This is a genomic window from Leptolyngbya sp. GB1-A1 (assembly GCF_039962475.1).
Classification (GTDB): domain Bacteria; phylum Cyanobacteriota; class Cyanobacteriia; order Elainellales; family Elainellaceae; genus Leptolyngbya_A.
On record NZ_JAMPLI010000010.1, the window covers coordinates 1 to 25,817 of the forward strand.

23 protein-coding genes and 1 tRNA gene are annotated in these 25,817 nt (G+C 48.8%); 14 read left to right on the forward strand and 10 right to left on the reverse strand.

The genetic code is table 11. From position 1 onward, the window contains the following. Positions 1-740 (reverse strand): ATP-dependent metallopeptidase FtsH/Yme1/Tma family protein (locus NDI45_RS12295; protein WP_348247496.1); only part of this gene is annotated, 740 nt, incomplete at its 3' end. 517 nt (positions 741-1,257) lie between these two features. Here NDI45_RS12295 and NDI45_RS12300 point away from each other — a divergent pair. After that, a complete protein-coding gene (locus NDI45_RS12300; RefSeq protein ID WP_199296793.1) occupies positions 1,258-2,331 on the forward strand; it encodes a ParM/StbA family protein in 1,074 nt (357 codons plus the stop codon). A gap of 98 nt (positions 2,332-2,429) precedes the next feature. Then, positions 2,430-2,936, forward strand: coding sequence for a ribbon-helix-helix domain-containing protein (locus NDI45_RS12305; RefSeq protein WP_348247497.1), 507 nt, complete (start codon positions 2,430-2,432; stop codon positions 2,934-2,936). A 23-nt stretch (positions 2,937-2,959) separates the two neighbouring features. Here NDI45_RS12305 and NDI45_RS12310 read toward each other — a convergent pair whose 3' ends face one another. Both NDI45_RS12310 and gltX read right to left on the reverse strand, forming a co-directional pair. Beyond that, the gene (locus tag NDI45_RS12310; protein WP_199296794.1) at positions 2,960-3,406 is read right to left on the reverse strand and encodes a hypothetical protein; all 447 of its coding nucleotides are present in this window, start codon (positions 3,404-3,406) and stop codon (positions 2,960-2,962) included. Between the two features lie 235 nt (positions 3,407-3,641). After that, complete coding sequence (gene gltX / locus NDI45_RS12315) at positions 3,642-5,126, reverse strand: glutamate--tRNA ligase (protein ID WP_348247498.1); 1,485 nt, start codon at positions 5,124-5,126, stop codon at positions 3,642-3,644. A 238-nt stretch (positions 5,127-5,364) separates the two neighbouring features. Here gltX and NDI45_RS12320 point away from each other — a divergent pair. Continuing rightward, positions 5,365-5,438 (forward strand) — tRNA-Asp (locus tag NDI45_RS12320). A gap of 182 nt (positions 5,439-5,620) precedes the next feature. On the opposite strand, the gene NDI45_RS12325 is transcribed toward NDI45_RS12320, so the two are convergent. Both NDI45_RS12325 and NDI45_RS12330 read right to left on the reverse strand, forming a co-directional pair. Next, the gene (locus NDI45_RS12325) at positions 5,621-5,758 is read right to left on the reverse strand and encodes a hypothetical protein (protein ID WP_348247499.1); all 138 of its coding nucleotides are present in this window, start codon (positions 5,756-5,758) and stop codon (positions 5,621-5,623) included. Positions 5,759-6,547: 789 nt separating this feature from the next. Next, the gene (locus tag NDI45_RS12330; protein WP_348247500.1) at positions 6,548-7,651 is read right to left on the reverse strand and encodes an SLBB domain-containing protein; all 1,104 of its coding nucleotides are present in this window, start codon (positions 7,649-7,651) and stop codon (positions 6,548-6,550) included. Positions 7,652-8,607: 956 nt separating this feature from the next. Here NDI45_RS12330 and NDI45_RS12335 point away from each other — a divergent pair. From NDI45_RS12335 to NDI45_RS12385, 11 genes are all read left to right on the forward strand, one after another. Further along, positions 8,608-8,820 (forward strand): hypothetical protein, encoded by a 213-nt coding sequence (locus NDI45_RS12335; RefSeq protein ID WP_190794008.1) that lies wholly within the window; start codon positions 8,608-8,610, stop codon positions 8,818-8,820. A 221-nt stretch (positions 8,821-9,041) separates the two neighbouring features. Continuing rightward, positions 9,042-9,491, forward strand: a complete 450-nt coding sequence (gene pssD, locus NDI45_RS12340; RefSeq protein WP_190794007.1) for a PssD/Cps14F family polysaccharide biosynthesis glycosyltransferase — start codon at positions 9,042-9,044, stop codon at positions 9,489-9,491. Next, positions 9,488-9,976 carry a glycosyltransferase gene (locus tag NDI45_RS12345; protein WP_190794006.1) on the forward strand — a complete coding sequence of 163 codons (489 nt, stop codon included), beginning with the start codon at positions 9,488-9,490 and terminating at the stop codon, positions 9,974-9,976. Before pssD ends, NDI45_RS12345 begins: the two co-directional genes overlap by 4 nt. 113 nt (positions 9,977-10,089) lie before the next feature. Next, positions 10,090-12,135: a tyrosine-protein kinase domain-containing protein gene (locus NDI45_RS12350; protein ID WP_190794005.1), complete on the forward strand. Its 2,046-nt coding sequence runs from the start codon at positions 10,090-10,092 to the stop codon at positions 12,133-12,135. Then, a complete protein-coding gene (locus NDI45_RS12355) occupies positions 12,132-13,544 on the forward strand; it encodes an O-antigen ligase family protein (RefSeq protein WP_190794004.1) in 1,413 nt (470 codons plus the stop codon). The genes NDI45_RS12350 and NDI45_RS12355 overlap by 4 nt, the downstream gene beginning before the upstream one ends. Beyond that, on the forward strand, positions 13,537-14,676 hold the full coding sequence (locus NDI45_RS12360) for a glycosyltransferase family 4 protein (RefSeq protein WP_348247501.1): 1,140 nt from the start codon (positions 13,537-13,539) through the stop codon (positions 14,674-14,676). The genes NDI45_RS12355 and NDI45_RS12360 overlap by 8 nt, the downstream gene beginning before the upstream one ends. Positions 14,677-14,838: 162 nt before the next feature. Then, complete coding sequence (locus NDI45_RS12365; RefSeq protein ID WP_348247502.1) at positions 14,839-15,972, forward strand: glycosyltransferase; 1,134 nt, start codon at positions 14,839-14,841, stop codon at positions 15,970-15,972. Continuing rightward, positions 15,969-17,426, forward strand: a complete 1,458-nt coding sequence (locus tag NDI45_RS12370; protein WP_348247503.1) for an oligosaccharide flippase family protein — start codon at positions 15,969-15,971, stop codon at positions 17,424-17,426. Before NDI45_RS12365 ends, NDI45_RS12370 begins: the two co-directional genes overlap by 4 nt. A gap of 70 nt (positions 17,427-17,496) precedes the next feature. Continuing rightward, positions 17,497-18,564, forward strand: a complete 1,068-nt coding sequence (locus NDI45_RS12375) for a glycosyltransferase family 4 protein (RefSeq protein ID WP_348247504.1) — start codon at positions 17,497-17,499, stop codon at positions 18,562-18,564. Between the two features lie 7 nt (positions 18,565-18,571). After that, positions 18,572-19,690: an acyltransferase gene (locus tag NDI45_RS12380; RefSeq protein ID WP_190792800.1), complete on the forward strand. Its 1,119-nt coding sequence runs from the start codon at positions 18,572-18,574 to the stop codon at positions 19,688-19,690. Between the two features lie 176 nt (positions 19,691-19,866). Then, positions 19,867-20,718: a glycosyltransferase gene (locus NDI45_RS12385; protein WP_348247505.1), complete on the forward strand. Its 852-nt coding sequence runs from the start codon at positions 19,867-19,869 to the stop codon at positions 20,716-20,718. A 15-nt stretch (positions 20,719-20,733) separates the two neighbouring features. Here the strand turns inward: NDI45_RS12385 and NDI45_RS12390 are convergent, their stop codons facing one another. From NDI45_RS12390 to NDI45_RS12410, 5 genes are all read right to left on the reverse strand, one after another. Next, positions 20,734-21,183 carry a response regulator gene (locus tag NDI45_RS12390; RefSeq protein ID WP_348247506.1) on the reverse strand — a complete coding sequence of 150 codons (450 nt, stop codon included), beginning with the start codon at positions 21,181-21,183 and terminating at the stop codon, positions 20,734-20,736. A gap of 290 nt (positions 21,184-21,473) precedes the next feature. Continuing rightward, positions 21,474-22,193, reverse strand: a complete 720-nt coding sequence (locus NDI45_RS12395; protein WP_348247507.1) for a response regulator — start codon at positions 22,191-22,193, stop codon at positions 21,474-21,476. Beyond that, positions 22,162-24,945 (reverse strand): CHASE3 domain-containing protein, encoded by a 2,784-nt coding sequence (locus NDI45_RS12400; RefSeq protein WP_348247508.1) that lies wholly within the window; start codon positions 24,943-24,945, stop codon positions 22,162-22,164. Before NDI45_RS12400 ends, NDI45_RS12395 begins: the two co-directional genes overlap by 32 nt. Positions 24,946-24,980: 35 nt before the next feature. Further along, positions 24,981-25,163 (reverse strand): hypothetical protein, encoded by a 183-nt coding sequence (locus NDI45_RS12405; protein WP_348247509.1) that lies wholly within the window; start codon positions 25,161-25,163, stop codon positions 24,981-24,983. Positions 25,164-25,254: 91 nt separating this feature from the next. Continuing rightward, entirely contained in the window at positions 25,255-25,524 is a 270-nt protein-coding gene (locus NDI45_RS12410) for a helix-turn-helix transcriptional regulator (RefSeq protein WP_348247510.1), read from the reverse strand. Positions 25,525-25,817: the final 293 nt, after the last annotated feature.

Genomic DNA, 25,817 nt, shown 5'->3' on the forward strand with positions numbered 1-25,817 from the left:
ACAAACATCTCTACGAACTCCGAGCCAGAGATGCTGAAGAAGGGCACCCCTGCTTCTCCGGCGATCGCCTTTGCCAGCAGTGTTTTTCCGGTTCCGGGAGGACCAACGAGCAGTACCCCTTTCGGAATTTTTGCGCCGACGGCAGTGAAGCGTTCGGGTTTTTTGAGGAAGGTCACGACTTCCTGGAGTTCTTCTTTGGCTTCTTCGATGCCTGCTACGTCGTCAAACATAACGCCCGTTTTGGCTTCCATCATGAAGCGGGCTTTGGATTTGCCAAAGTTCATTGCCTGACCCGGACCACCAGGAACGTTGCTGGAGCGACGGAACAAAAAGAATAGTCCACCAATCAACAGCAGCGGGAAGATCAGGTTGCCCAGTAAACCCCAAACTGCACCATCGTTGCGGGGCGGATGGAAGTCAAAGCTAATGTCTTCTTGCCGCAGGCGGGTGATTAGCTCAGGCGTGTTGCCCGGTAGATCAACCCGGAGCCGCTGCATTCGACCGTCTAGATCGGGATCGAGCGCTTCAACGATCGCCGTTCTACCGCCCTCGTACAGGTCAACGCTGGTGACGCGCCCCTGATTCAGATAATCGAGGAAGCGTCCGTAGGTCATGCGAGTGCTTGCTGTGTTAGTCGCCGCACTCATGGGAGCGGTCGAAAATGCGCCCTGCCACAGAAAGAAGCCAATAATCAGGGCTGGCATTGTCCAGAGAAGGATGGCTCTCCAGGAAAGTTTCATAGTGGTGTGTTGCCTCTTATGGATGCAGCAGGTTCAGCAGCGACTGAATCAAAAGGATTTGCTATAGGAGTATGCGAATTCCACTTGTGGAGCGGATTCATCAGTTGGATTTAGTCGCTTGTAATTTCAGTGTAATTCTCCTCTGCTGTTCCGCGAAGGACAGGCGAAGCAGAGACGCTGCCGAAATTGCTGAGAACGAATCTTAACTAAATTTAACGTAATTACGAGATTTCGGGCAACTTCTCCTCTGGTCTTCTGCCCTGTCTTCCTGCTTCAGCTCTGCCGTTGATGCTTTGATGCCTGCGATCGATGAGCAGTCGCGAAACGGGTAGGATTCGTCAGAGTGAGGAAAAAATGAAAATACCTGGAACGGGTGTACTAATTTAAGGAATCGTGATAGAACAAACGTATCAAATTCGGTTGGAGCTGGTCTGTGGCAGATCTGGCAAATCTCCCATTAAATCTCCTATTGATAGCCCCCTTTATCAACAATTATGCAATGAGGCGATCGAACCCTATGGCAGGTAAATCTTCTCCCGCAAGTTCCCAATTGGTGTCCCCGTCTATTCTGAGCGTCGATTTAGGGCGCACCTCAACGAAAGCAAGTGTTGGACGGCATCCCGATCAGGTGATTTTAATTCCCGCGAATGTTGCCCATCTCACAGTTGAGCAGGTGCGGCGCGGTGGCTTTGAATCTCAGCCCAGCGATCCTTTGCTGGATGTTTGGCTAGAGTTTCAGGGACGGGGCTATGCGGTCGGCCAACTGGGCGCAGACTTTGGAGCGGATTTGGGCGTAGGGCGATCGAAGGTTGAGGATGCGCTGATTAAGGTGCTGGCTTGCGTCGGCTATTTTGGGCTGCGCGATCGAATCTCGGTGGTGCTAGGGCTACCTTACTACTCACAAGAGCAGTTCGATCGAGAAAAAGAGCATTTGACTAGCCTGCTGCGCGGTCCCCATGTGATGAGCTATCGCGGGGAACTGGTCGCGATCGACGTTGAGCAGGTCTGGGTGATGCCGGAAGGCTACGGCAGTCTGATTTGGTGCGAGGCAGACAAAAAGGCATCCGGTGCAGATTTTCCGAACCTTTCCGTTGCCGTGGTCGATATCGGGCATCAAACCACTGACTTCCTGACGATCGATCGCTTCCGGTTTGCCCGAGGCGCGTCTAAAAGCGAACCGTTTGCAATGAGCCAGTTTTATGAGCAGGTGGCGGCTCAGATTCAGGGCGCAGATAGCCAGTCGCTCTCGTTGATCGAGGCAGTGAACCGATCGGAAGGCGAACGCTTCTTCCGTCCGCGTGGCGCAACGACTCCCACGAATTTAGATGACATTCTGCCCAGTCTGCGGCGTAGCTTCGCCCGCGAGTTATCTGTTCGCTTTGTGGAATGGTTACCGGAGCGAGTAACAGATGTCATTGTGAGTGGCGGCGGCGGCGAATTTTTCTGGAACGAGCTGCGTCCCCTGTTAAAGGAAGCTCGACTGAAAGGACATCTGGCAAAGCCTTCCCGCAAAGCGAATGCGCTGGGTCAATTTCTTTATGGCGAGGCACAAGCCTTAATTTTGCTGAGCCAGGCAGCCGCGAAAGCCTGAACAAGCAGCCTGAACTGGTTCGCCTTTGCTGAATGTCCCTTCATGTACTGACAGCACGCCTCCTGCCTTGCCCAATATCCTTCACCGGAGATTGACCTATGCTCGATCGCCAGCAACTTTCAACAGGAACTCATTTCATCGGCAATCAAACTTCCTACTGCAATCGATCGGTATGGTTTGCTGTGACCGATGCCGACCAGCTTTTGCTGCAAACGATCGACCACCTTCTGGAGGCAGGAGACTACAGCAGTTTTAGCGAGCTGTGTAAACAGGCACTCCGGGCTTGGCTGCTGCCCGATGATCCGCAGGCAGATTCAACGCTGATTGTGCTTCAGCAGCAGATAGTAGCTTTGCAGCTTCAGGTGAATCAGCTTTCGCAGCAATTGTCTCAGGCTCCTGCCCCTGCCCCGGCTGAACCGATCGTTGTCCTCGAAGCGCAAGTTACCGCACTGATGGAGAGAGTGGCTCACCTGGAGCAGTGCGCTGCCGAGGGCGACCCGCTGGAACTGCCACAGGACTGTACAAAAATTGCGGTTCCCGGGATGCCAGTTCGTGAAGCCGATCCTTTGCTCAATCGCCTGGTTGCCCTGCTAGAGGATTTTTAAGCAGGATGAGAAGAACTTTACTTTTAGGGGTTGATTTCACTGATGCGAATGACGTAAGGCGAGTAGGTATTTTGAGCAAAGGAGCCAACCCAAACCTGATACGTGCCGGAGAGCCACTGTCCTGCAATCCCAGGATTTTTGCCGGAAGTGTCATCGTTGCACCAGGTTCCGCCCGGTCCACGAACCACGATCGTGGTGTCTTCGGTGCTTTGCACTTGCAGGCTGAGACGGCTAAAAAACTGAGTCAGGACGATCGTGTGATCCGGTTGGGCATCAACAAAGCCATTGCAGGGGCCCGTCGCCGTATTGGGTCGCCCAGTAATTTGATTGGCAGCCCGATCGCCACCGCTAATGCCGCGAAGGGTTGTGGGATCAGGCGTGAAATTGGGGCTGAGCGTGACGTTCTCAAAAATCGTCAAGGGTTGAGCGGGTGAAGTTTGGGCACTGGCAGCCGCAATGTCAAAAGTCATGTTAAAGACTCCGGGCAGCAGCCCAGCTAAAACAAATGCAAATCCTGTCGATCGACGAGTGATTTTCAACCCTGGCTGATTCATAGTGTGATTTAAAGAACTTCGTTCATGGAAAGTCTGGTGATGCAGGGAAAAACGTGCAAATTTTATTTCCCTAAGCTCAAGTGAACCAGGGAACATGACCAGAGGCAATCCTAAACTGTTCCTTAACCTGTGCTTTTCTTAACCTGTGCTTTTATTGACCAGACTCAGCGATCGCCACTGCCTGCTTAAGCCGGGGCAACGCCATTTGGTGCTGATGCAGCAGCAGCCAGGACTCGACCAGATCCGGTCCCTGAAGGTCACAGGTGAGAGCCGCCCGCAGAGATTTCATCAACAGTCCTTTTTTGATGTTCTGCGCTTTCACCACCGTTTGCACGATCGCCTGTGCCCCTTCTGCGGTTAAATCAGTGACGCTTTCCAATTCCGTGATTACGCCTTTGAGCGCGTCTCCCACGCCTGCCGAAACGAGTTGCGTTCGGGCGGCTTCGCTGTACTCTAGCTCCGGGTCAAACAGATAACGCGTCATGGGAACTGCGTCTTCGAGCCGTTCTAGACTGGCAGCAATCAGTGCGGTGAGCTGTTCTAGCCAGGGGCGATTAGCGATTCGCGCAACTCCGAAGGAACCGCCTTCTGCATTCACCGGGTAGCCTGCCTGCTGCCAATGGGGAATTAGCAAATCCGTTAGCCGATCGATCGGCATGGCGTGGATATACTGGCTGTTGATCCAGTTGAGCTTGTCCCAGTCAAACTTTGCGCCTGCTTTATTGACGCGATCGAAGCTGAACTGCTGTGCCGCTTCCTGCAGAGAAAACAGCTCAGACATTCCTTCTGGCGGCGACCAACCCAGCAGAGTCATGTAGTTGACGATCGCTTCTGCGGTGTAGCCCATGCGCTGAAAGTCAGAAATCGAAGTCACCCCGTCTCGTTTCGAGAGTTTTGCGCCTGCCTGATTCAGGATCAGCGGGCTGTGTCCAAACTGGGGCACGGTGGCTCCTAACGCTTCATACAGCAGGATTTGCTTGGGCGTGTTGCCAATGTGGTCTTCGCCGCGAATGACGTGGCTAATCTGCATATCAATATCGTCTACGACCACCACGAAGTTATAGAGCGGTTGTCCGACATCCTCTGCTGCTGCTGCCCGCGCAATCACCATATCGCCGCCCAGATCGCGCCCTTTCCAGGTGACGGTTCCGCGCACAAGGTCATTCCAGGTGATTTCACGATCGTCCTCGATCTTGAAGCGAATTACGGGCTTGCGTCCTTCTGCCACAAAAGCGGCTTCTTGTTCGGGGGTGAGGTTGCGGTGGCGATTGTCGTAGCGGGGGGCTTCGTTTCGCGCTTTTTGTGCCTCGCGCATCGCGTCCAGCTCTTCGGGGGTGTCGTAGGCGCGATAGGCTAAGCCTTTGTCGAGCAGTTCCTTCACTTTGGCGCGGTACAGATCGAGCCGCTTCGTCTGGTAAAACGGTCCTTCGTCCCAGGTCAGCCCCAGCCAGGTCAAGCCATCGAGAATATTTTGGGTATATTCGGGGCGCGATCGTTCCAGATCGGTGTCTTCCACCCGCAGAATGAACTGTCCCCCCTGATGGCGGGCAAACAGCCAGTTAAAGACCGCAGTACGGGCAGTACCAATGTGCAGATTTCCGGTGGGACTGGGAGCAATACGAACGCGAACAGACATAAAAATCCAACAGTGAAAGAACAGGCGGTAATTTTTCCCGCGCTTGGACATTCTTAGAATTCTAGCGAGTCTCGATCGCCTTCGATGCTGCAGATTCTAAATTTCCTTTGGGCTGAAGCAGTCAGGAGCTAGATAAAATCTCATTTTCGTAGGACTCGTAGGAATCTGGCAGAAATTGTTTGACAAACCTCCAGAGAGTCTGCATAATAGAAATCGCGCCAAATAAAGGCGAAGTTAAGGGACTGTAGTTCAATTGGTTAGAGCACCGCCCTGTCACGGCGGAAGTTGCGGGTTCGAGCCCCGTCAGTCCCGTAAAAGCTAAACAGAAAAGCTAGGTAAAGAAAGAGAGCTAAGCAAGCTCTTCTTGAATAGGAATTCTACTTATCGATCGCCCCCAGCGCTTTGAGCATGGTTTTTTGTGCCTGCTAAGCAAGCTGATTCAGGGCGATCGTTTCTGGCATTGCCGTTTATGGCATCGTCACCCAAGCCGTCAATTAGTCGATCGTTTCTGGTTCTTCCAGTAATATCGTCACCGCCCTCGCCACCATCAACAAGACCATTTCCGGCTCCGCCACTACAAATATCATCTCTACCCTATCCATGCAGTCGATCGGTTTCTCCCCGTCCATCATATTCATCATTCAATTGAATTCAATTGATCTCCTTCAAATTTATCTTTTTTCCTTTTGAATCACCTTAATAATTCTTTTGTTAGCCATTGTTCTATCTCCGTGCTTGTTTTTGTAAAGTGCGATCGCTGAAATGAGGGCAACAGCCTGCAACCCACGAGGCTCATAAGATGCTGAAAGTAAAATTCCGAGGGAAGGATGCGAGAAAATGTTTTGTCTCTGCATCCAAGATCCAGATTAAGCAATCGGTTCAGTTTTGCCAGTTCGAAAAAGCCAGAAAAAGGTAGAAAAAATTAGATGCTGAGGTTTGATTGATGTCTAATTGATGAAAATGGCGCACAGCAGGAATTTCAGCAGCGTCGGCTCGATCGCTACACCACTGGGTGGAACGTTTGAATCAAAAGGTGAATCAGAGAGCGAATTAGACAGTGAATCAGAAGGTGAATCAGACAGTGAATTCAGACAGTAAACCTCCTGCATGAATGCTCGCCCTCCCCCTAAAATTCTTCGCCCAGAATTAGAAGAGGAACTTTGAGATTGGCTTTCCGATTTAGGTAGGAGGTTTATTAAATCAGAGGGTGAATCAGCCAGTGAATTAGCCAGTGAATTTGAGGGGGAATCGGACAAAGGCACGGCTTTCAACCCTGAGCCGAATGGCGATCGGTTTGGGCACACGGCTGCAAAATGCCTTTTGCCCAATGGCTAACCGATGGTAGATCTAGGGTGATTGAAAGACCTGTTTGCAGGCGGGCTCTGGATTTCCTGCGTGCCTTGGCAAAAGTTGAGCGCGTCCTACCTGAACAACGGAAATAGTCCTAAGATGCCGGATACAATTCGTCCCAGCGGTCCCAGCGTGTCTTCGGTGGCATCGGAGAAGCTGGCAAGCCCCGATCGCCCGACGACGATTACATCTCCTCTTTGTAAAGGCGGATTACTGGCAGACTCGGCTCCCTGGCTCAAATCGATCTCCACTTCGCTTTGGCTGACCGTGCCATCCGGATTTAAGCGAACAAGCTTGACCTCACCGGTTCTGGCACGCCTGAGATTAAAGCCACCTGCTGCCATCAGTGCCTGATTCATGGGCGTATTGGGCGGCACTTCTACCATACCCGGTGTCATTACTTCACCCACCACGTAGACCGGAATCGACTCTGGCGAAAAACTTGCTGCCCCAAGCTGAACTGCCTCTGATGGATTCACTGCTGTTGCGGTGGGAATAAAAATTGAATCTCCAGCATGGAGTATGACATCTTTGCCCAGATCACCTGTCATTAACAAATCCCACAGGTTCACATTAATTGTTTGCCGGGAGCCATCTCGCTGAACCCGCTGCACTTGTACCTGACGTAAATCTGCTTTAGGGGTGATGCCACCTGCAATTTGAAGTGCTTCAGTCACGGTTGGGAATTGAGCAGCTTCTTCCCCGCTCGAAAGGTTATAGGTTCCGGGACGGTTGACCTGGCCTGCGATGCCTACGCGCATCGGGCGCATTTCAATCAGACTGACGGTAACGACTGGACGCTTAATATAAGTGCTGTACTGAGTCGCGATCGCATCTGCTGCCTGCCTCAGTGTCATTCCCCCCACCATCACGGTTCCTGCCACGGGTAGGCTCAGCGATCCGTCAGGCAATACGAGTGTTTCGCCGCTATATTCCTCTGCGCCAAACGTGATGATACTAATTTGATCGCCTGCCCCTAACATGTAAGCATCCAGGGAAGGAGTTTCAGTTCCCGTCTGGTTTGCCGAGCCCTGAACCGTTAAATTTGGTGCGGCTTGTGGTGCTTGCGGTGCTTGTTCCGCCTGTGTTTGCGCCTGTGCAACAGTCCCATTCCCCCAGAGGGCTGCAAGCGTTAATACGGTCATACTCATGATCCGACTTACAGGTTTCTTCATACTTGCTTCCTGTTGAGTTGAGGATGTGTCAAGGATTATTGTATTAAGGATTACTTAGGTCAGTCTCTTGTGCGATCGATTTTACAAACGCGAATAGTCTAACCTGCAATTAGGATCGATCGTCAATCTTTTCATCAGCGTGTTGTCAGCTCCTTGTTTGACTCGTTCTATACCGTCTACACCGAATCCCCCGCTGCTCATACTGAAGTGCATATTCAAGTAACCTCCAGGGAATTAGAGCGTTATTAAGATACAGTATTCGTAGATTTATTAGGTTGGGGAGTGACGTAGCTCACTGCTGGTTCCCTCGAAAATACCGCAGTATAAATGGAACTTCTGGTCTAGAGACTACCTAACTCCATTCCCAGGGTAACTCTCTAATTTGATCGAACTTGCAATACTTGGGGTTCCCTGCTCCGTCATCCTGGAGTTTTATCAAAATGACCCAGTACAAGTCGCTTTTCTCTCTTGCTGTGATTAAGCGTTGAACGCTGTTGCTGCTTTCCTCCGTATTGTTCAGGTATTTTCTAGGATTGCCTGCCCTATCCTTCAGGGATTCAAGTTTCTTGTCTAGTTCATGAGCGTACGAAACACCGAAAACCATCAGTAGGGGCTTATCGTTACCATGAATTTGCTAATTTTCAGATTTTTTGCAAAATGTATCAAGCTTGACTATTATATTGGGAAGAGTAAGCTACTCTTCGGTGGATTACGCAAGCCAGTCCGAGTAATGCTACTTAAAAGCTTGAGGTTAGGTTGTATCAATTCCTAACCTTTGACGCTCTGAATCCTCTAAATTGATTGTTCTCTGAATTCGGAGAAGTTCTTTAGAGGATCTGAGTCGTTAGTTCAAGCGATCGATTCTTTCAGGTTTATCTTCAGTTGTTCCCTATTGTGAGTTCGCCATTTAAGCAGTATAGTTTCCTTTCGCTAATGCAGTGAGGGCATATTGCGCGATGACGAAACAAATTCTGATGGGAAATGCTCAGCGGAAAGTGAATGAATTTAGTGAGCTTCACTCCGTTCATCCAGATGCTTCCCTTCAGATGGGTTGTAGCGAAGCTGAGGATTTTGGGATGAAAAGCTGTGTGATGGGAAAGCAAATGCTTTTAGATAACCGCTCTAATTGGGCGGCAACCCCGGAAGCTGCTCTGCTCAAAATCATTTAGTTCGAAAAAGGCGCAGAACAGGTTTTCAAAAGGTTTTGTGTATCACTGCCTTACGCCAATGTCGTACACTCAATCCACAATCCTGTCTGCCGCATGAGTGAGACTGTCTGCTGCGTGAGATAGTCATCGGGTTGACTCAACCTGATGGGCATATCCCGGCTATCTACAGCAAACTTTTCACTTTCCGTTAAAAATGGGTTGTCTATCTATTCGGTAGGGAAATGAAGGTACTTCTTGCATGTTCATCGGGTGGTCATTTTGCAACAATGCGTAGGCTAAAGCCTTTCTGGTCGCAGCACGATCGCGTTTGGGCAACGGATTTCAAAAAAGATACGCAGATTCTAGAACAATCCGAAGCGGTTCACTGGCTTCCTTACCAGCCGCCACGAGATGTCATTCGCATGATTGCCAATCTGCCTGCCACCTTCAGAATTTTATGGATCGAAAAGCCCGATGTAGTAATCTCGACTGGCGCAAGTGTTGCGGTTAATTTTGCTTTTGCTGCGTGGCTTTTAGGCATTCGTATCGTTTATGTCGAGAGCATTTCGAGATCACAAGAACTCAGTATCTCTGGAAGATTGGTGTATCCGATCGCAGACGAATTCTACGTTCAGTGGCCCGATCTGTGTCAGAAATATCCTAAAGCCGTGTTTAAAGGGTATGCTGCATGATTGTCGTGTCGTTTGGAACTATTCCATACCCATTCAACCGAGCATTGACCTGGGTAAAAACTTTGATTGAGAAAGGAACGATCGCAGAACCTGTCTTTATTCAATACGGGGTGAGTGACATTTCAACTCTGCTTGAATGTCCTCTGGTCACTGCTGATGCCATTCTTGATTCAAAAGAACTCATTCGTTTAATTGACAGAGCGCGGCTGGTGATCTCCCATGCAGGACAGGGTTCGACTCAGATGCTTGCATCGAGGGGTTGCTCTTTTATTTTGCTGCCTCGCTTAAAGAGCTACGGTGAGCACGTAGACGATCATCAGCTCAGTTTTGCTCAGGCAGTTGAGGCGTTTGGTGTGCGGCACTGTCTCTCGTTAGAGCAGCTAGAACAGGCAGTGCTGAATCCACCCTCGCGCTTTCGGCAGACCCTATTTACCGAACCCAGCCTGTCGCAACATTTGCTAGAAACCTATGGAGGTCAATCTTGATTTAAGAATGATTACTCGATCGTTTAAGGATTAGTCTATCTGGGGCGTACCTGCAAAGCCAGGCAGGCGGAACGCATTCAGTACTGTTAAGCACGAAGTTGGGAAGGTTAATTATGAACAATGCAATTGCAGTCGTGCGTCGATACTGGAAGCATCTACTGTTGTTAAATGGGCTTCTGATCGGTGCGACCGCTTTTAATGTAATGTACGCTTCTCGCACTTGGCAGGCGAATGCCCAGCTTATTCTCCCCGATACATCGACTAACTTGAATGCTAGTCTGGGCACGCTTGGGGAGTTACGAGAGCAAGGAGTTGCGTTTACCAATGAACTGAGTCCGCTGAAAGTGCAAGCTTCAATTATCACCAGCAATGATGTGATCAGTTCAGTTTGGGAATCTGACCCGGAACGGGAAGAATTCAGTAATCTGGAGAGCTACAGAAAGCTTTTTAAGGCGAAACCGATCGATCAAGCCACATCGATTCAGGTCGAAGTCACGGCATCGAAGCCTGAGCTCGCGCAAGAGCGAGTTGAGAAATTAATCAGCAGTTACCAAAAACGCTTAAATGAACTGCGCCAGGGGACTTCTGCTTCCCGTCAGCGGTTTAGTCAGGATCAGCTCACCCAGGCTGAACGGGAATTGGCAAAAGCCAGAAACGAATTAGCTGCCTTTCGGCAAGCGACTGGGCTGGTAGATAGCGAAGAGCAAGCTAAGAATCTGGATGCTAGCATCAATACGCTGGTGGCAATTCAGGCGCAAATTGCAGCTCAGGGCAAAGCAGCCCAAACTCGCACGAGCGCGCTTGCAAGCCGGCTTAATCTCTCCCCTGCTAAAGCGATCGATTCAATGCGCCTCGGGCAGGATAAGGAATATCAGAACCTGCGGACGGCGCTAACGGAGGTTGAAGCTGAGCTGGCAACTCGTCGGGGTGCCTTTACCGATAATGATCCCCAAGTTGTAGCGCTTCTGGGACAGCGGGATGAACTGAGGACAGCGATTAATCAGCGCGTTGCTGCCATTGTCCCCAATACAGTAGGCGTCGATGTGAGTTTGGGCGGAGACGCGTCTGGTGACGGGACGGTTGAACTCATCACTCAGCTGATTCAGGCAGAAAGCGAGGGTCAATCCTATCAGCAGCAGGCAAACCAGATTCAACAGCGAATTAACCAGCTCAAGGGCAATCTCAGTAGAATCGCAGGCCAACAGTCAAAGCTATCGGATCTTGAGCGTCGCTATGAAATTGCAGAGGGATTGTACAAGGGGCTTGTGGCACAGCTAGGGCAGACTCGTCTGACTGCGTTTGATTCCTATCCCAATGTGCAGGTGCTGGATAAGCCTGCGGTCAATCCAAAGCCCATCAGCCCCAAACTGTCGTTTATCCTTCTCGGCGGGTTGCTCAGCTCACTGTTGGGAAGTGCCGCCCTCGTGTCCTTTATGGAGTCACGGAATCCCTTCCTCAAGCCGAAGGATATTGAAAATAGCGAGCTTCCCGTTTTAGTTCGCATCCCGCAGATGAAGCAAACCGCCAAAGCCCTTGCTGAAACTGGGCTAACGGAGGTTGAAGTTCAGCGGCTTGCCTCAAAAATTAGCCTGATGCAGCTATCAAATCGGCGATTGATGGTCGGTAGTTCCATTAACGGAGAAGGAAAAACAACGGTTGCCCTAGTGCTGGCGATGGCACTGGTGGAATTGGGCTTTCGCGTTTTGGTGGTAGACGCCGATTTTCACAAAGCCGACTTGAGCGAACGTCTGGGCTATACCCTGTCTTCCGAAATGGGATGTCTTTCCAGCCCGGTTCCGGTTCGTTCTCGGTTAGACTTGCTGCCTGCCGCTAGGGGAACCCAGCAAAAAGCACTGGAGTTTGTGGCGCGGGGTCAGTTTGAACAGCACCTCAATGCAGTTCAGGCAAATGGAAACTACGACTATGTGATTGTGGACAGTGCGCCGATCGGTTTAACCAGCGAAACGACTTTGGTTGCAAAAGCGATTCAAAATGTGTTGATGATTGTGCGGCTGGAAGTGAGCGATCGTCAGATGGTTCAAGAGGCTTTAGAGCAACTGATTCGCCAAGAGTCACACGTCATTGGTTTGGCGGTGAATGGCGTTGAGCCGCGCGAAGCCTATCGTTACGAACTTAGCCGTTCTAGTACTTCCTCATGAATCGACATCCCAAAATTTCTGCGTCCCAATCCTTCTGGCAAAAGCCCGCTCAGGATCAGCAGAACGATTGCTTCGCAGTTCCCCAAGGGGGAAATCAGCTCTTTCACAATGGTTTGATTCGCTGGCAGGCTTTGACTGGAGCGGAGCGATTTGTGGGTCTTGCAATTGTTCTGGCTCCGGTCTGGTGGTTCATTAGCTGGAGCTACATGCCACTCTTCATGACGCTCGGGCTTTTTGCATACCACCTTGTTCGTCATAAGCAGTTGGGGTTAACTCGTCCCAGCCTTCCTGTGGTAGCCCTTCTGTTATTTACTGGCTATCTCATTGTTCTATACCGCTTGAGAGTGCCGGATGCAGGACCGACAGGAATCATCGGACTGCTGCAAATGTGGGGAACGGCGACAGCATTGCTCTGGTATGTCCAGAGCCAGAAAATTCGGATTCGGCTCACCGTTGTAGCATGGGCATTTTCGGTCGTCGTCCTTGAGGCGGTTCTTTACTGGTTGTTTGCTCGCTTTGTGCTTGGAGAACCCTTTTTTATTCCATCCCCAAACCTGATCGCAACATTTCTGGGGAATACAACGTTTCGATCGACACAGCTGGGTGCGGTTGGCAATTTTCTGAACCCCTATAATCCTTCGGTGAGGGGACCCGGCGGTTTAGTCCGCTACACCTTCTTCTTTCAGCATCCAACTATCTCCTCCCAGGTGTTTGCATTTGCGGTGCTGATTGCACTCGATCTCAAAAATCGGCTGTGGTCGAGTACGGTAATCGGGGCATCTGCTTTTTTGATTCTGGTTTGTCAGTCGCGCAATGTCTGGTTGGTGCTGCCGATCGTAGTTCTGGTTCACTGGCTGATCACAACCGGAAAAACGAGAGGACTTTCGGCTCTCATGGCAGCTCTGGCAGTCGTTAGTTTTGTGACGCTTTCGATTCCGCAGGTGACAGAAAAGCTTGCCGATCGAGTCACAACAACCGCAGAGGCAACGGGCAATCTCCGTAAGGATTCCACAGATGTTCGGAGAGATATCTATATCAAAACCTGGGCAAGCATTCTGACTGAGCCTCCCGTGATTGGTCATGCCGTCCCCGGTGAAGAGGTTGTTCCCGGCTACGAATTTGGTCGAGTTGGCACAGAGAGCTTCATCTTGGGGACGGTTTATCGGGCAGGCTTTCTTGGAACAGGGATGTTTCTAGTGTTTCTAATCTCTTTCCTGGCTTGGCTTTGGCGAACCCGTGACGATCGCCCGCTGTGCTGTTTTCTAATGCTGCTGCTGCTGGCTCTTTCTTCTGCCGTTACAGAGTTTTCGCCGCTAGAAGCGATCATCTTGATTCTGTGCGCCATTACTTACGTTCCGAAGCTGGCTCAGCCGAAACCGAAGTATCGCCCGAAGTATCGATATGTCTAAGCTTTTGATCCTGCCAGGATCCTGTGATGCGTTGAGCGGCACTTTAATCACGCTTTCAATGCTGCTTAAGGGAATTGAGCAATCGAGCCTGAATCCGGTAACAGTTCTAGTCCGGAAGGATTCTGTGATGCACCGCTATTTACAGGAAGCCGGACAGTCTAATTATCTCCATTTGATTTCTGCATCTAGTCAACAGCAATTTCTGCGTCGGGCACTCGATTGGGTCAATCATCAACCCCAGTCTTATCCTTTACTGCTGGATAACTGCGTTGAACGATCGCTTCTCCCAACCTTACTTCTATCTATCCCGTCACTCCGGTTGAGCCGTCGTCCGATCTATCACTTCTGTCATGATCTGGCACTTTCTAATAATTTGCTTGGAAATGTGCTGCGAAAAATGACTTTTGCTTGGCTTGCCCCTCAGGCAATTTGTAACTCAGGTTTTACAGCAAAGCATATTTCCAGAATCATGCCCAATATTCAGGGCATTTTGTATCAGCCTGTTGATTTCGATCGATTTAATTCTGCTCCGGTTTTGCCTCCTGCTTCGCTTAAGCCCATTCTAGAGTCGGGCGCAAAAATTATGCTCACGCCTTCTCGAATTAGTCAGGCAGGCATCATGAATGATAAAAATTTGCGAACTCTGATTCCTGTACTTGCCGAGCTAAAGACTAGAGGATTTCATTATCACAGCGTCATTATTGGAGAAGATCGATCGCCTGGGAAAATCAATACCCAATCCCTGTTCAATCGTGCTACTGATGCGGGAGTTGCTGATCGTCTGACGATTCTGCCTGCGGCGATCGAGATTGAAAATTACTATCGCCACGCCGATGTGGTCGTGACCCTTGCCCCCAGAGAGCCGTTTGGTCGGGTGATTGTCGAAGCGATTAGCTGCGGTGTGCCTGTCGTTGGAAGTTGTACAGGCGGAATTGGCGAAATTCTTCAGCAGTGCGCTGCTCTGTGGGCGGTTGATCCGGGAGATATTGGGGCGATCGTAGACCAAATTTTAGAAGTGACCTCCGGTTCTCAAGATGCCGTAAAAGTGCAAGCGCAAGCCTGGGTGCAAAAACGTTGTAGTATTTCGGAATATCAAAATCAATTATTGGAAATTGTCGGAATCAGGACTTAGAAATGTTTGCAAGAGCCTGCAACGAGATTGAAGATTGAATTCTAAAAAACTGGCTCTTCTCCAAGCTTCAAAGTTTCCCTGTTAGGAGGTTTAGAGGGTAATGTAGAACCTTTAATATCCCTCAAATAATCTCTAAGTTCTTATTCTTTTCCTATTCCTGCAATGAATTCAATGAAAGACGTTGGAATCTATAGAAAAGCATTTCCAAGAGTTTCTGAAACTTTTATTCAGGAGCAGTCGCTCAGCCTCACTCGCTATCACCCTACTTTTATTACCTGCCAGTTAGTCAAACCCATTCCTCAACCCTGCGTTGCTCTGAGCGAAATTGATTTTTGGAAGGTCAAGCAAGCGTTTCATATCCTCACGACTTCAGCCCGTTCCTTTAAAGCGATCGAACATCTGCGAAAGCTGGCTCTGATTCATGCTCATTTCGGACCTGATGGAATCTATGCAATGCGGATCGCAGAGCAGTTTAAGATCCCGCTGATTGTGACATTCCACGGTCATGACATTACTGTTTCTCGAAAAGCAATGCTCCGCTCTGGAAAAATTGCGTATTATCAGTTTCTTCGGCATGAAAATGAACTGAAGCAAAAAGCATCACTCTTCATTGCGGTTTCAGACTACATCCGCAAGAAACTGATCGAGTTTGGCTATCCCCCCGACAAGGTGATATTGCATTACATTGGCATCGATACCCAAAAGTTTTCTCCCTCTACAAACATAGGTGAAGAACGCTATATTTTGTGCGTGGGTAGACATACGCCAAAGAAAGGAATTGATACACTTTTACGGGCTTTTGCTCGCATTGCCCATCATCATCCTGATGTGTCTCTTGTCCAGGTTGGGACAGGAGAAATGAGCCATGATTTGCACACTCTGGCACAGCAGCTCGGCATCGAGCATCGAGTTCGGTTTTTGGGAGCACAGTCCTATGATGTTGTGCAAAATTTAATGCGAAATGCCACAATTTTTGCCCTACCCAGCCAAATGGCAGAAGACGGAAACAGCGAAGGATTACCCTTTGTGATTTTGGAGGCTTCTGCGTCAGGAATTCCGGTGGTTTCTACCTGGCATAGCGGCATTCCAGAAGCGGTTTTGAACGAACAAACAGGTTTTTTAGTTCCTGAGAAGAACGATGAGCTATTTGCCGAGAAGCTCAATGCATTGCTAGAACAGCCAGGGCAAGCTCTTGATTTAGGACGGCAGGGACGCAGCTTCGTTTGTGAACACTTTGACATTCGCAAGCAGTCGATAAAGCTGGAAGCCCTTTATGATAAAGCGATCGCCCGATGAATATGTCAAAAGTAAGTGCGGCTAAAGTCGTTGGTGGAAGTTTCTGGGTCACGGGTGGTTTTGTATTCATTCGTGCCTCCCAGCTTTTAACCCAAATCGTGCTTGCCCGCTTGCTATCCCCAGCAGAATTCGGTATTTGGGCGATGGTGTTGCTGGTAACCACCCTCTCGAATTTATTCAAAGATTGGGCGATCGCAGGCGTTTTGGTTTATAAGGGGCTGGACGATCGCAAGCTAGTGAATGCCGTGTATAGTCTGGGGGTAAACGTTTCGATCGGCATGGGCATTTTGCAGGCGGTTAGCGGGATTGCGCTAGCGCGTTTTTTTAATGTGCCTGTTCTTTTACCGCTGACGGTGTGTGTGTCGCTGGTCTTTCTGATCGGTGCAGGAGCAGGCTCTCACGCTGCCGTGATGCAGAGACAGATGCGATTCAAGGATTTAGCCCTGTGTGATGCAGCGGCTGCGTTTGCCCGATGTGCCGGCGCGTTAGCTTGTGCAGGATTAGGAGGCGGAGTCTGGGCGTTTGCGATCGGTGAACTGTCGATGGCAACGGTTGATTCTGTGATGAAACGTTGGTCAAGCCGTTATACATTTCAGTACCATCTTTTCCCTGATACAGCCGCGCTTTCAGAGGTCAAAAATTACATCAGCGGCATTATTGGATCTAACCTGGCGGTTTATACCAATACCAACAGCGATAATTTAGTGATCGGCAGATTGCTAGGAGCGGAAAAACTGGGCTATTACAACCTGGCTTATCAGCTCGCGATGCTGCCTGTCTTTGCGCTGACCCAAATTAATCGCGTTAATTTCTCCGTCTTAACCCAGAAAAATCATGCTGAGAAAAAGATATATGCGGGTCATGCGCTGCGGTTTTACGGCGTAATTTCTGCTCCGATTTATGGGGTTGCTTTTCTAGTTGCTCCTTGGCTACTGCCCATAACTTTTGGTGCCCAGTGGACAGAAGCAGCGAAGATTTTTCAGCTCATTTTGATCTTTGCTTATGCGCGCGGATTTATGTCAATTTTGGGAGCCGTTTTAGATTCCTTAAACAAGACAAGAACCAATGCCATGATTAACTGGGCACTGGTTTTAGTTTCTGTTCCTTCTTATCTTGCAGGTGCTTTGGTCGGCGGAATTGCGGGAGTTGCGATTGCCGTTGCCCTAGTCATGGGAATTTTGGCAACCCTCTGGTTTCTGCTAGTAATTTGCAGGTCGGCGAAGTATGAAATTCGCTTTTTGGCAAAGCCTATCCTGTTGCCAACCTTTATGATTTTGATCGCGATGGCGATTGTTCTCTCTATACCCATCATCAATCCCTGGCAAATCTATCTACAGCCCTTTGCTCTGATTGTTCTATATGCAGGTGGCTCTATTATCCTTTTTCCTAAAGAGATTGCTCAGATTATTTCACCTATTAAGGAGCTGTTGAAAACGAGAGGTGGCGAGAGCTAAAAACGCATAAGACTTTCAGAATTACTCAATTGTTGGGGCACTTTTTGAGGCAGTTTTTCAGGCACCGCAGATGAAAATATTACACATCGTTGGTCATATTCGAGAAGCGGGCAATGGCTTTGTCAATGCAGCAGTTGATTTGGCTTGTCTTCAGGCTAAATATGGGCATGAGGTGAGTGTTATCTCTAGCGGAGGCGAATATGAAGAACTGCTGGAAACTTATGGTGTTAAGCATTTTCTCCGCAAAGAAAAAGGCGGCAAATTGCTTCGTCATTTCAACGCGCTCAAGCTTTACTGGCACATTTTTAATCAATTTCAGCCAGATATTGTTCACGCCCACATTCCAAGGGAAGTTATACTCTCCCGTATCCTTCAGTTCAGGTTGCAATATGCGATCGTTTCTACAGTCCACAACGAGTTTCAGTGGAGAGCAATTTTTACGGGTTTAGCCGATCGCGTTATCGCGGTTAGCCAAGCAGTAGGTCAATCAATGATTCGTCGTGGAATTCCTGCGGAGAAAGTCAGAATCATTTTGAATGGAACGTTAGACAGCCCTCGTAAGCGATCGATTGAGGATTATCCCCCTAAGAAGCTACATCAACCTGCAATTTTAACAGTGGCAGGAATGCAGCAGCGCAAAGGAATTGCCGATTTGATTGATGCCTTTAAAATCATTGCTCCTAAGTTTCCTCAAGCTCACCTCTATTTGGTTGGAGATGGTCCCGATCGCCTTCAATTTGAACGTCAAGTTCAGCAAACAGCAGTGAGCGATCGGATTCACTTTGAGGGATTTCAGCCCCAGCCTGAGCAATACTACGCCTCCGCAGATATTTTTGTGCTGGCATCCCACCAAGAACCTTTTGGGCTGGTGTTAACAGAAGCGCGTAAGGCAGGCTGTGCAATTGTGGCAACTGATGTTGATGGAATTCCTGAAGCACTTGATCGTGGACAAGCCGGAGTTTTAGTGCCTCCCAAAAATAGCGGTGCGCTGGCAGAAGCATTAAAGCAGTTGCTTCAAGATCCTGAGCGATTGAACCTGTACAAACAGCGATCGAAAAAAAATCTTGAATGGTTCAGGGTCGATCGCGTTGTGGAGCAAACGCTGAAGGTTTATCACGAGCTTTATCCCAGTTCTTAAAGTGAATATGAATCAGAAATCTTTGAGCCAGGGCGTACTACCTAAAAAAGTCATTTCTCACTCTGTTGATCGGCTTTTTTGCCTCGATTTATTAAAAGCAGCAAGTATTCTATCGGTTGTCTCGTTTCACGCGATTTTTGTTCCTCGCTCAGCCTATCAAGACAGCCTATTTTTTCTCGATATTGCATCTGCTCCACTCCGATTCTGCGTTCCTATTTTATTTACAATTTCATTTCTATTGTTTGAAAGAGGAATTGAGCAGTCTGCTGATCAGTCCGACTGGCAAATCTTGAAGAAGAGAATTTCCCGTCTCGCCATTCCTACTCTATTTTGGTTCAGTCTGGCTGTCATTCTTAAACTCAGCACGGGTCGCAATTCATTTCCTGATCTTTTGCTGGCTGTTGCAAATGGAACGATTTTTCAGGGGGCTTACTATTTCCTGGTTCTGTTTCAGATGATGCCGCTGTTAATCCTATGCGGACGCCGGTTTAAATATCGGAAAGCAGTCGGATTTGTCATAGCTCTCCAGACTATTATTTTTTTGTTAATCTATTTCATTCTTGCTAAGGCAAATCAATTCTCGGCCCTTTTATCATCTCTGGAAGGGGTTGGTCGTCCTTTTTTGATTTACTGGCTTGTTTATGGCGTATTGGGGATTTATCTCTGGCAGCACTGGTCAAAATTAGTAGAGCGATCGCGCCGCATCCCGATTTCTGTAAAGCTTGCATTTCTAGGAGCTGGAGTTTTGCTGGTGATCGTTGAGCGATCGATATTCTTTACGATATCAAACGGTGATATTCCGCCTTTTGACTACAATTTGCTAATTTGTATTCTGATGGCTCCCATTATCTTTTTGTGTGCTGCATCGATTAAGCAGGAGCATCTGCCTGGACCTATGAGCAACTGCATTATGCTGGTGTCTCGCTATAGTTTGGGAATCTTTTGTATTAATGGAATTGCAAGTGAGATTTTTCTGTCTGTGGGTAGCCGTGTGGCAGGCGGCTTTACTTTTGACCTGGCAGAAATTTTGCTGATTAAACTTATCGGATGGATTGTTTTATTTTTGCTTTCTTTGAGGCTGTCAATTTTGCTCGATCGCATTGGTTTAGGCGCGATCGTCCGTTGAAAGTTTTCTGCGGTTCACGCTCTAAAAAGATGTTTGAAGAGTTTTGCGATGACTCACAAGAATTTGAAAGTTTTCCGTTCAGGGCAAATCCAGGGAGCAATGTAGTACCCCTGCGATTTTTCTAACAATCTCTAAAACGTTCAGTTCATCTTCTTTTAATCGATTGACTTCTAACCATGAAAAAGTTTCAGCACTTTCTTATTACCCGATTCAATGTAAAGGTCAATTTCAGCTCTTCTGCCGGGCTTGATCCAGAATGGCTGGCGCATCGGTTCGATTTATTCGATCGCTTTTGTTATCCCTCAGTTCGAGCGCAGTCTAATCAAAACTTTCAGTGGTTGGTGTACTTTGATGCGGATACCCCTGATTGTTTCAAAGCAAAGATTTCTGAATATTCAAAATGGCAAAATTTTATCCCTATTTTTCTGAGCGAACCGTTTACTGATGAAGTGAATCGATCGGTAATTCTCAGCTATCTTGATGGGCAAACTGATTTTTTAATCACAACTCGTTTGGATAATGACGATGCAATCTGCGACAAATTTATTGCAATTGTTCAGAGTCATTTTGCCCAACAGGAGATGCAGTTTATTAACTTGCCTAATGGCTATGTGTGGCAGGATGGAAAACTGTACTCTTTTGAATACTTGAGCAATCCTTTTATGAGCTTAATTGAGTGCATTCGCGATCGAACCGTGAGTGGATTTAAAACCGTTTTGTGTGGAAGTCATACTCAGGTTGCGAAAATCGGAACCCTAAAGCAAATCAAGACCGAGCCGAGCTGGCTTCAAGTGATTCACGACAAAAATGTTTCTAATCGCGTTCGGGGAATTCGACAGCCGTTAACGAAACTGAAAGGAAGATTTTCGATCGCAGAAAACATCGAATTCTACAGAGATGGCAGTATTTCCTACTCTGTAGACAAAGCGATGAGCCTGCTCAAATATCCTTTTAACGCGATCGCCACCCGCTTGCCGGACAATGTGAAAAGCGGCATCAGAAATTTGATCTTGCCTCGCGCTTTCTGAGCAGAAGTTCTGGCCTTAATTTGTGCCGAGCTGGGGTTTTTCGTTGTACTTAAGCCAGTGCAAATCGAGCGTTTTTAGCATTGTGACCAGATCATCGAACGTGGGCGGTTTGACCATATAAGCGTTTGCTCCTAAATCGTAGACGTGGTTGACATCAGTAAACTCCCGGGAAGACGTGAGAATTACAACGGGAATACGCCTAATCGTGGGCTGTTGGCGAAGCCACATGAGCACTTCTGCGCCCGATCGACGTGGCAGTTTTAGATCGAGCAAAATCAGTGCGGGAAACGGGTGAAGACTACGATCGGTATAGGGGGCGTGTCCTGACAGATACATCACTGCGCTATCGCCATCATTGACCACCTGAATAGACACTGTAATCTCGGCTTTGCGAAATGCGCGCTGAACGAGAAATACATCTTTGGGATTGTCTTCAACTAACAAGATTGTTTGATCTGCACTCACTCTTGTTTCTCCACGATACGATTTCTCTACGATATGATTTCTCCACCATTGCCTCGGTAGAACTTTCGGTTCGGTGTGTATTCGCTGCGTATTTGATGTGTATTCGCTGCATGGTAGATGTGTATCCGATATTTTTCAAATGATCATTCAATTTAAAACTTTCGGTACTTCTCAAATATCCCTTTAGCATTTGCTAAACCCATGATGGCTTACTTTATCGAAATGACTTCACTCAAATTTTAGTTAATTAGTGCATCCTGTTTAACGCATCCTGTATTGATTTGGAAAGATTATACTGATTCTTCAAGTATCCCATCAATGACGGTTGTGTTTCCAGCCCGAGTTACGATCATGGTGAGTAGCACTTTAATGTGCTGTCCATCCCCCCGTTGCAGGTCAAGCTCCTGCTTTTCGATCTCCGCGGTTGACGCTGACTGAATCAAGCTGGAGAAAAAGCTGAATCTCAGCAGCGATCGTGCCTGCTCGATCGACTCAACGCCCAGCAGCGTCAGAAAAGCCGGATTACACTCTAGCAATTCATGGGCTTCGCTCACCCGAAACACGCCAATTTTCAGCTTCTCTAGCAAGGCACGAAAGCGAATTTCAAGCAGTGCAGCCTGTTTTTTAGCAATCGCCCGTTCGATCCCAGCCCGCACCGATGACGGAACTCGCACATATCGATTTGGCTCTTTGAGAATGTAGTCATCGAGTCCCAGCTTCATCGCTTCGACAGCGATTTCTTCGGTTCCCGTATTAGTAAACATAATCACCGGACAATCGGGATATCGTTCCTTAATGGCTTCAAGAATTTCTAAACCCGTTGTCCATCGAAGCTGAAAATCAGTAACCACGGCATCGAAACCGCCCTGTCTGATGGCACGATTGAACTCACCAGAGCTAATAATTTCCTGTACATTTAACTGCTCGAATTCGCGCTGGAGTTCGCGCAGAACCAGGAGTCGATCGCTGCGGTTGTCATCAATGAGTAGCAGTTGAATGGGTTGGGTCATGAGTTCCTCGATCCGGGAGAACAGCTTTTGGCAGTGCAATCCAAAATCGGCTTCCTTGTCCAAGCGCAGACTCTACGCCCACTTTACCGTCCATGCGCTCCAGCCCTTTCCGCACAATGGCAAGTCCAATGCCCGTGCCGGGATAGCTTTCTGCGCCGTGCAGCCGCTCAAATACGTGGAAGATCCTTTCTTGATGCTCAGGAGCAATACCAATACCGTTGTCTTCAATGAACAATTTAACCCAGCGTTGATGCTCGTGCTGCTCCTCGCGAAAATAGGTGTGAATTTGCGGCACTGTTCCCGGTTCGACAAACTTCATCGCATTACTAAACAGATTTGCCATAACTTGAACCAGCGTCGATCGATGTGCCGCTACCGAGGGCAGTTCCTCCGGCAGGATGATTTCTGCTTGTTTTTCCTGGATTTCAACCGCCAACTGCTTTATCGCATCGTTGATTGCTTCTTTTAAGTTCACTTCCTGAAGGTTAATTTGACTTCGGCTAAGACGGCTGTAGGCAAGCAGGTCTGTGATTAAGCCGCTCATTTGAACCGCATCTTCGACGATCGATTCGATATAGCTTTTGGCAGTGTCGTCGAGCAGGTCGCCATAGTCTTCGATGAGGGCCTGAGCAAAGCCCTGCATGGTGCGGAGCGGTGCCCGCAGATCGTGTGATACCGAGTAAGTAAAGGCTTCGAGTTCTTGATTGGTGGCTTTGAGCTTAGCGGTGCGTTCTGCAACCCGCTGTTCGAGGTCGGCGGCGTAGTGTTGAAGCTGGTCGCGGAGTTGAGATTGCTGAATCGCGATCGCCAATTGGTTTGCGACTTCGCCCACAATTTCTAAATCTCCTGCTGAAAACGCATCTACTTCCCGGTGAATCAATACCACATCCCCCAAAAAGTGTCCATCTGCACGCAGGGCGACAGCAAGAAAGCTGTGATAGCCCTTTGCCAGCAATCGCTGAAGCAGGGGGGATTGTTGCGTTTGAATCAGGGTGGCTAAATTTTTGATGTAGCCGATCGCTTCTCGATTGACCAGAACCTCTGGCGTGGTGAAATCGAGGATGGGGCGAACGGTTCCGGCAGGGTTAGTATCAATCTCTCCGGCTAACACTTGAAGCTGACTTTGCGCCAAGTCAAACACTAGCACCGCCGCCTGATCTGCCGGGACAACTTGCACGAGCCGCGACAGCGCTGCTTCAGCAATCCTTGCGGGAGCATCAAGGCGCAAAATTGCCCGATCGATCGCTTGCAGGGCGGCGAGTCGCTGAGCTGATTTTTGCTGCTGTGCTTCGGCAAGTTTGCGATCGGTAATGTCACGCGAGATGCCAATAATCCCTGTAATATTTCCCTGAGCATCGATGTAGGGATCTTTGGTGCTGAGATAGGTGCGTATCTCGCCATTCTCTGGAATTTGTTCTTCAAAAATTTGCGATCGTCCTGTGGTCATCACCGTGCGATCGATGGCTTGGATCTGACTGAGTAAATCAGGCGGTAAAAATTCAGCATCATCTTTGCCCAGCATCCCTTCAACCGATTGACCCATAATTTGAGCCACTCTTTGATTAACAAGCTGGTATCGCCCCTGGCAATCTTTCATGAAAATCGCGTCAGTGGTTCCGTTAATCACAGATTGTAACAGGATGTAATTTTCCTGAACTTGCCGTTCAATGCGTTTGCGCTCTGTGACATCGATCGCGGTGCTAATCACTAATCGCCGTCCGTCTGCCAACCTCCCGACTGGAGAAGAGAAAAATTCCCAGATGCGCTCTTCTCCGGCGCGAGTCATCACCACAAATTCTCCTTCGGCAAGGCTTTTCTGGAAGTCATACAGTCGATCGATCTCAGCCTGAACCGTTTGGCGACGATCGCCGTAGGCGCGTTCTGTCCAGTCGGCGATCGTGGGAATGTCCGAAAGCTGATAGCCTGTGATCTGTTCCCACTGGTGATTGATCTGAAGCACTTCTCCGGTTTCGGAATGCAGCATAATCGGCAGCGGAGCTTCTAAAATGGCGCGGCGAAATCGTTCTTCGCTGTCCCGCAGTGCCTCTTCCGCCAGATCGCGATCGTCCAGACTTTGCTGAAGCGAATTCACAAGCTGAGTATAGGTTCGCGCAACTTTTCGGAGCTGCTGCCCGCTAAGGTATGCCAAGATTGCCCCGCTCGCGATTGCTAGCCCGATGCTGCTGGTGATCACAAAGCCCGTTCTTTGGCTTACCGTTTGAACGCGCTTGGCTCGGAGCTGTTCTTCTATGGCAATGAAGTTTGTGATCAGGCTTCGCATCCTGTCCATTTCCCCTTTGCGGCGCAGCAGGGTGGCTCGCAGGGTGACTCGATCGCTGTCCACCAGGGCAAGGACTTGCGGCACACCCCGCGTCCATTGAATTTGCTGCTGCTGTAGATCTTCGGCTTGCTGCACCTGCCTCGGATTGTCGCTCACCAGACGTTTCAACTGATTTGTGGCAGTCCCAATCTGGCTGCGGGCTTGCTCGTAGGGTTCTAAAAAGATTGGCTCTCTGGTGAGCAAATAGCCGCGATTGCCGGTCTCCATGTCGAGCAGCAGCTTTTGCACCCGATTGGCGTGGGAAATGACGCGATCGGTGTGATCGACCCATTGCAGGGCTGTCATCAGGTGCAGCGTTTGCCCGATGAAGATGCCCGATACCAGTAACAGCAGCACAATCGGAAGGACGAACGCCTTCGTTAGCCGTTGCTGAAGCTGTGTTTGAGCAAAGTGCTGCCTAGTGTGGTTCATTCAATCACCCTAACAAATGATCGATTTATGACCCATCAAACTGGCGGGCGAGTTTTCAAGAGCCTGGTAATCTCTATGATGAGCACCACTGGTTCGATCGGCTTTGCCAGATGGCATTGAAACCCTGCCTGAAGTGCCTGCTGCTGGTTAAATCCTGCCGCATCGGGATCAGACTGCTGCGATTGAAACTGACTTGTGCCTGTAGACAATTCCATCATTGGTGATACCCCCGCTGTGGCTTGAGAGTCGTTAGCATCCGAGATTGGGAACAAGTCAGGACAAGCTAAAACTCTTCTGAGAAATATTGCTTTAATAACCGACTCGCCGTAGCTTGGTTTGCCTCGATTTCTTCGGAGTTCTGCCCAATGCCCGTTCAGGCTGGGTCAGCTCAACCCGCAATGATTTGACTTGCCGCAGGACGATCGGAATTGGCTTGGCACGATCATTCTCCCACCGATTGATTGTAACTAAGGACACACCTAATTTAGCAGCAAACTGCTCCTGCGTTAATCTACACAAGTCGCGCTCAGGGGGAATCAGAATATCAATACTGGCAAAGTCCGTGTTGGCTGTATTCATACTGAATCATGTACTGAATCATGCCGATTGGCCGTTTAACTTTGTCGTTTTACCTTAACGGAAAAATACTCGCAAGATCCTCAGGGAAAATGCGTTAGGGAATGTACTCTCTATCGAAGAGTGTGAGAGCAGTTGGCACAACTGACTTTTGATAGATCTATCTACGAATGCTAGATTTATTTGCAAAGAACTGCTGGGAGAAATGCTTTGAGCCGCCTGCAGAGTGCCATATTTTCAAACCCTTATTTTCAAACCCTCCTTCAAGAACGGCTCAAGTAGGAACGGCTCAAGAT

What these genes read in the sequence shown, in the direction of transcription:
- NDI45_RS12300 (WP_199296793.1), top strand. Translation starts at nt 1,258, where the DNA reads ATGGCAGGTAAATCTTCTCCCGCAAGTTCCCAATTGGTGTCCCCGTCT.
- NDI45_RS12305 (WP_348247497.1), top strand. Translation starts at nt 2,430, where the DNA reads ATGCTCGATCGCCAGCAACTTTCAACAGGAACTCATTTCATCGGCAAT.
- NDI45_RS12310 (WP_199296794.1), bottom strand. Translation starts at nt 3,406, where the DNA reads ATGACTTTTGACATTGCGGCTGCCAGTGCCCAAACTTCACCCGCTCAA.
- gltX (WP_348247498.1), bottom strand. Translation starts at nt 5,126, where the DNA reads ATGTCTGTTCGCGTTCGTATTGCTCCCAGTCCCACCGGAAATCTGCAC.
- NDI45_RS12325 (WP_348247499.1), bottom strand. Translation starts at nt 5,758, where the DNA reads ATGATGGACGGGGAGAAACCGATCGACTGCATGGATAGGGTAGAGATG.
- NDI45_RS12330 (WP_348247500.1), bottom strand. Translation starts at nt 7,651, where the DNA reads ATGAAGAAACCTGTAAGTCGGATCATGAGTATGACCGTATTAACGCTT.
- NDI45_RS12335 (WP_190794008.1), top strand. Translation starts at nt 8,608, where the DNA reads ATGACGAAACAAATTCTGATGGGAAATGCTCAGCGGAAAGTGAATGAA.
- pssD (WP_190794007.1), top strand. Translation starts at nt 9,042, where the DNA reads ATGAAGGTACTTCTTGCATGTTCATCGGGTGGTCATTTTGCAACAATG.
- NDI45_RS12345 (WP_190794006.1), top strand. Translation starts at nt 9,488, where the DNA reads ATGATTGTCGTGTCGTTTGGAACTATTCCATACCCATTCAACCGAGCA.
- NDI45_RS12350 (WP_190794005.1), top strand. Translation starts at nt 10,090, where the DNA reads ATGAACAATGCAATTGCAGTCGTGCGTCGATACTGGAAGCATCTACTG.
- NDI45_RS12355 (WP_190794004.1), top strand. Translation starts at nt 12,132, where the DNA reads ATGAATCGACATCCCAAAATTTCTGCGTCCCAATCCTTCTGGCAAAAG.
- NDI45_RS12360 (WP_348247501.1), top strand. Translation starts at nt 13,537, where the DNA reads ATGTCTAAGCTTTTGATCCTGCCAGGATCCTGTGATGCGTTGAGCGGC.
- NDI45_RS12365 (WP_348247502.1), top strand. Translation starts at nt 14,839, where the DNA reads ATGAATTCAATGAAAGACGTTGGAATCTATAGAAAAGCATTTCCAAGA.
- NDI45_RS12370 (WP_348247503.1), top strand. Translation starts at nt 15,969, where the DNA reads ATGAATATGTCAAAAGTAAGTGCGGCTAAAGTCGTTGGTGGAAGTTTC.
- NDI45_RS12375 (WP_348247504.1), top strand. Translation starts at nt 17,497, where the DNA reads ATGAAAATATTACACATCGTTGGTCATATTCGAGAAGCGGGCAATGGC.
- NDI45_RS12380 (WP_190792800.1), top strand. Translation starts at nt 18,572, where the DNA reads ATGAATCAGAAATCTTTGAGCCAGGGCGTACTACCTAAAAAAGTCATT.
- NDI45_RS12385 (WP_348247505.1), top strand. Translation starts at nt 19,867, where the DNA reads ATGAAAAAGTTTCAGCACTTTCTTATTACCCGATTCAATGTAAAGGTC.
- NDI45_RS12395 (WP_348247507.1), bottom strand. Translation starts at nt 22,193, where the DNA reads ATGACCCAACCCATTCAACTGCTACTCATTGATGACAACCGCAGCGAT.
- NDI45_RS12400 (WP_348247508.1), bottom strand. Translation starts at nt 24,945, where the DNA reads ATGAACCACACTAGGCAGCACTTTGCTCAAACACAGCTTCAGCAACGG.
- NDI45_RS12405 (WP_348247509.1), bottom strand. Translation starts at nt 25,163, where the DNA reads ATGATGGAATTGTCTACAGGCACAAGTCAGTTTCAATCGCAGCAGTCT.
- NDI45_RS12410 (WP_348247510.1), bottom strand. Translation starts at nt 25,524, where the DNA reads ATGAATACAGCCAACACGGACTTTGCCAGTATTGATATTCTGATTCCC.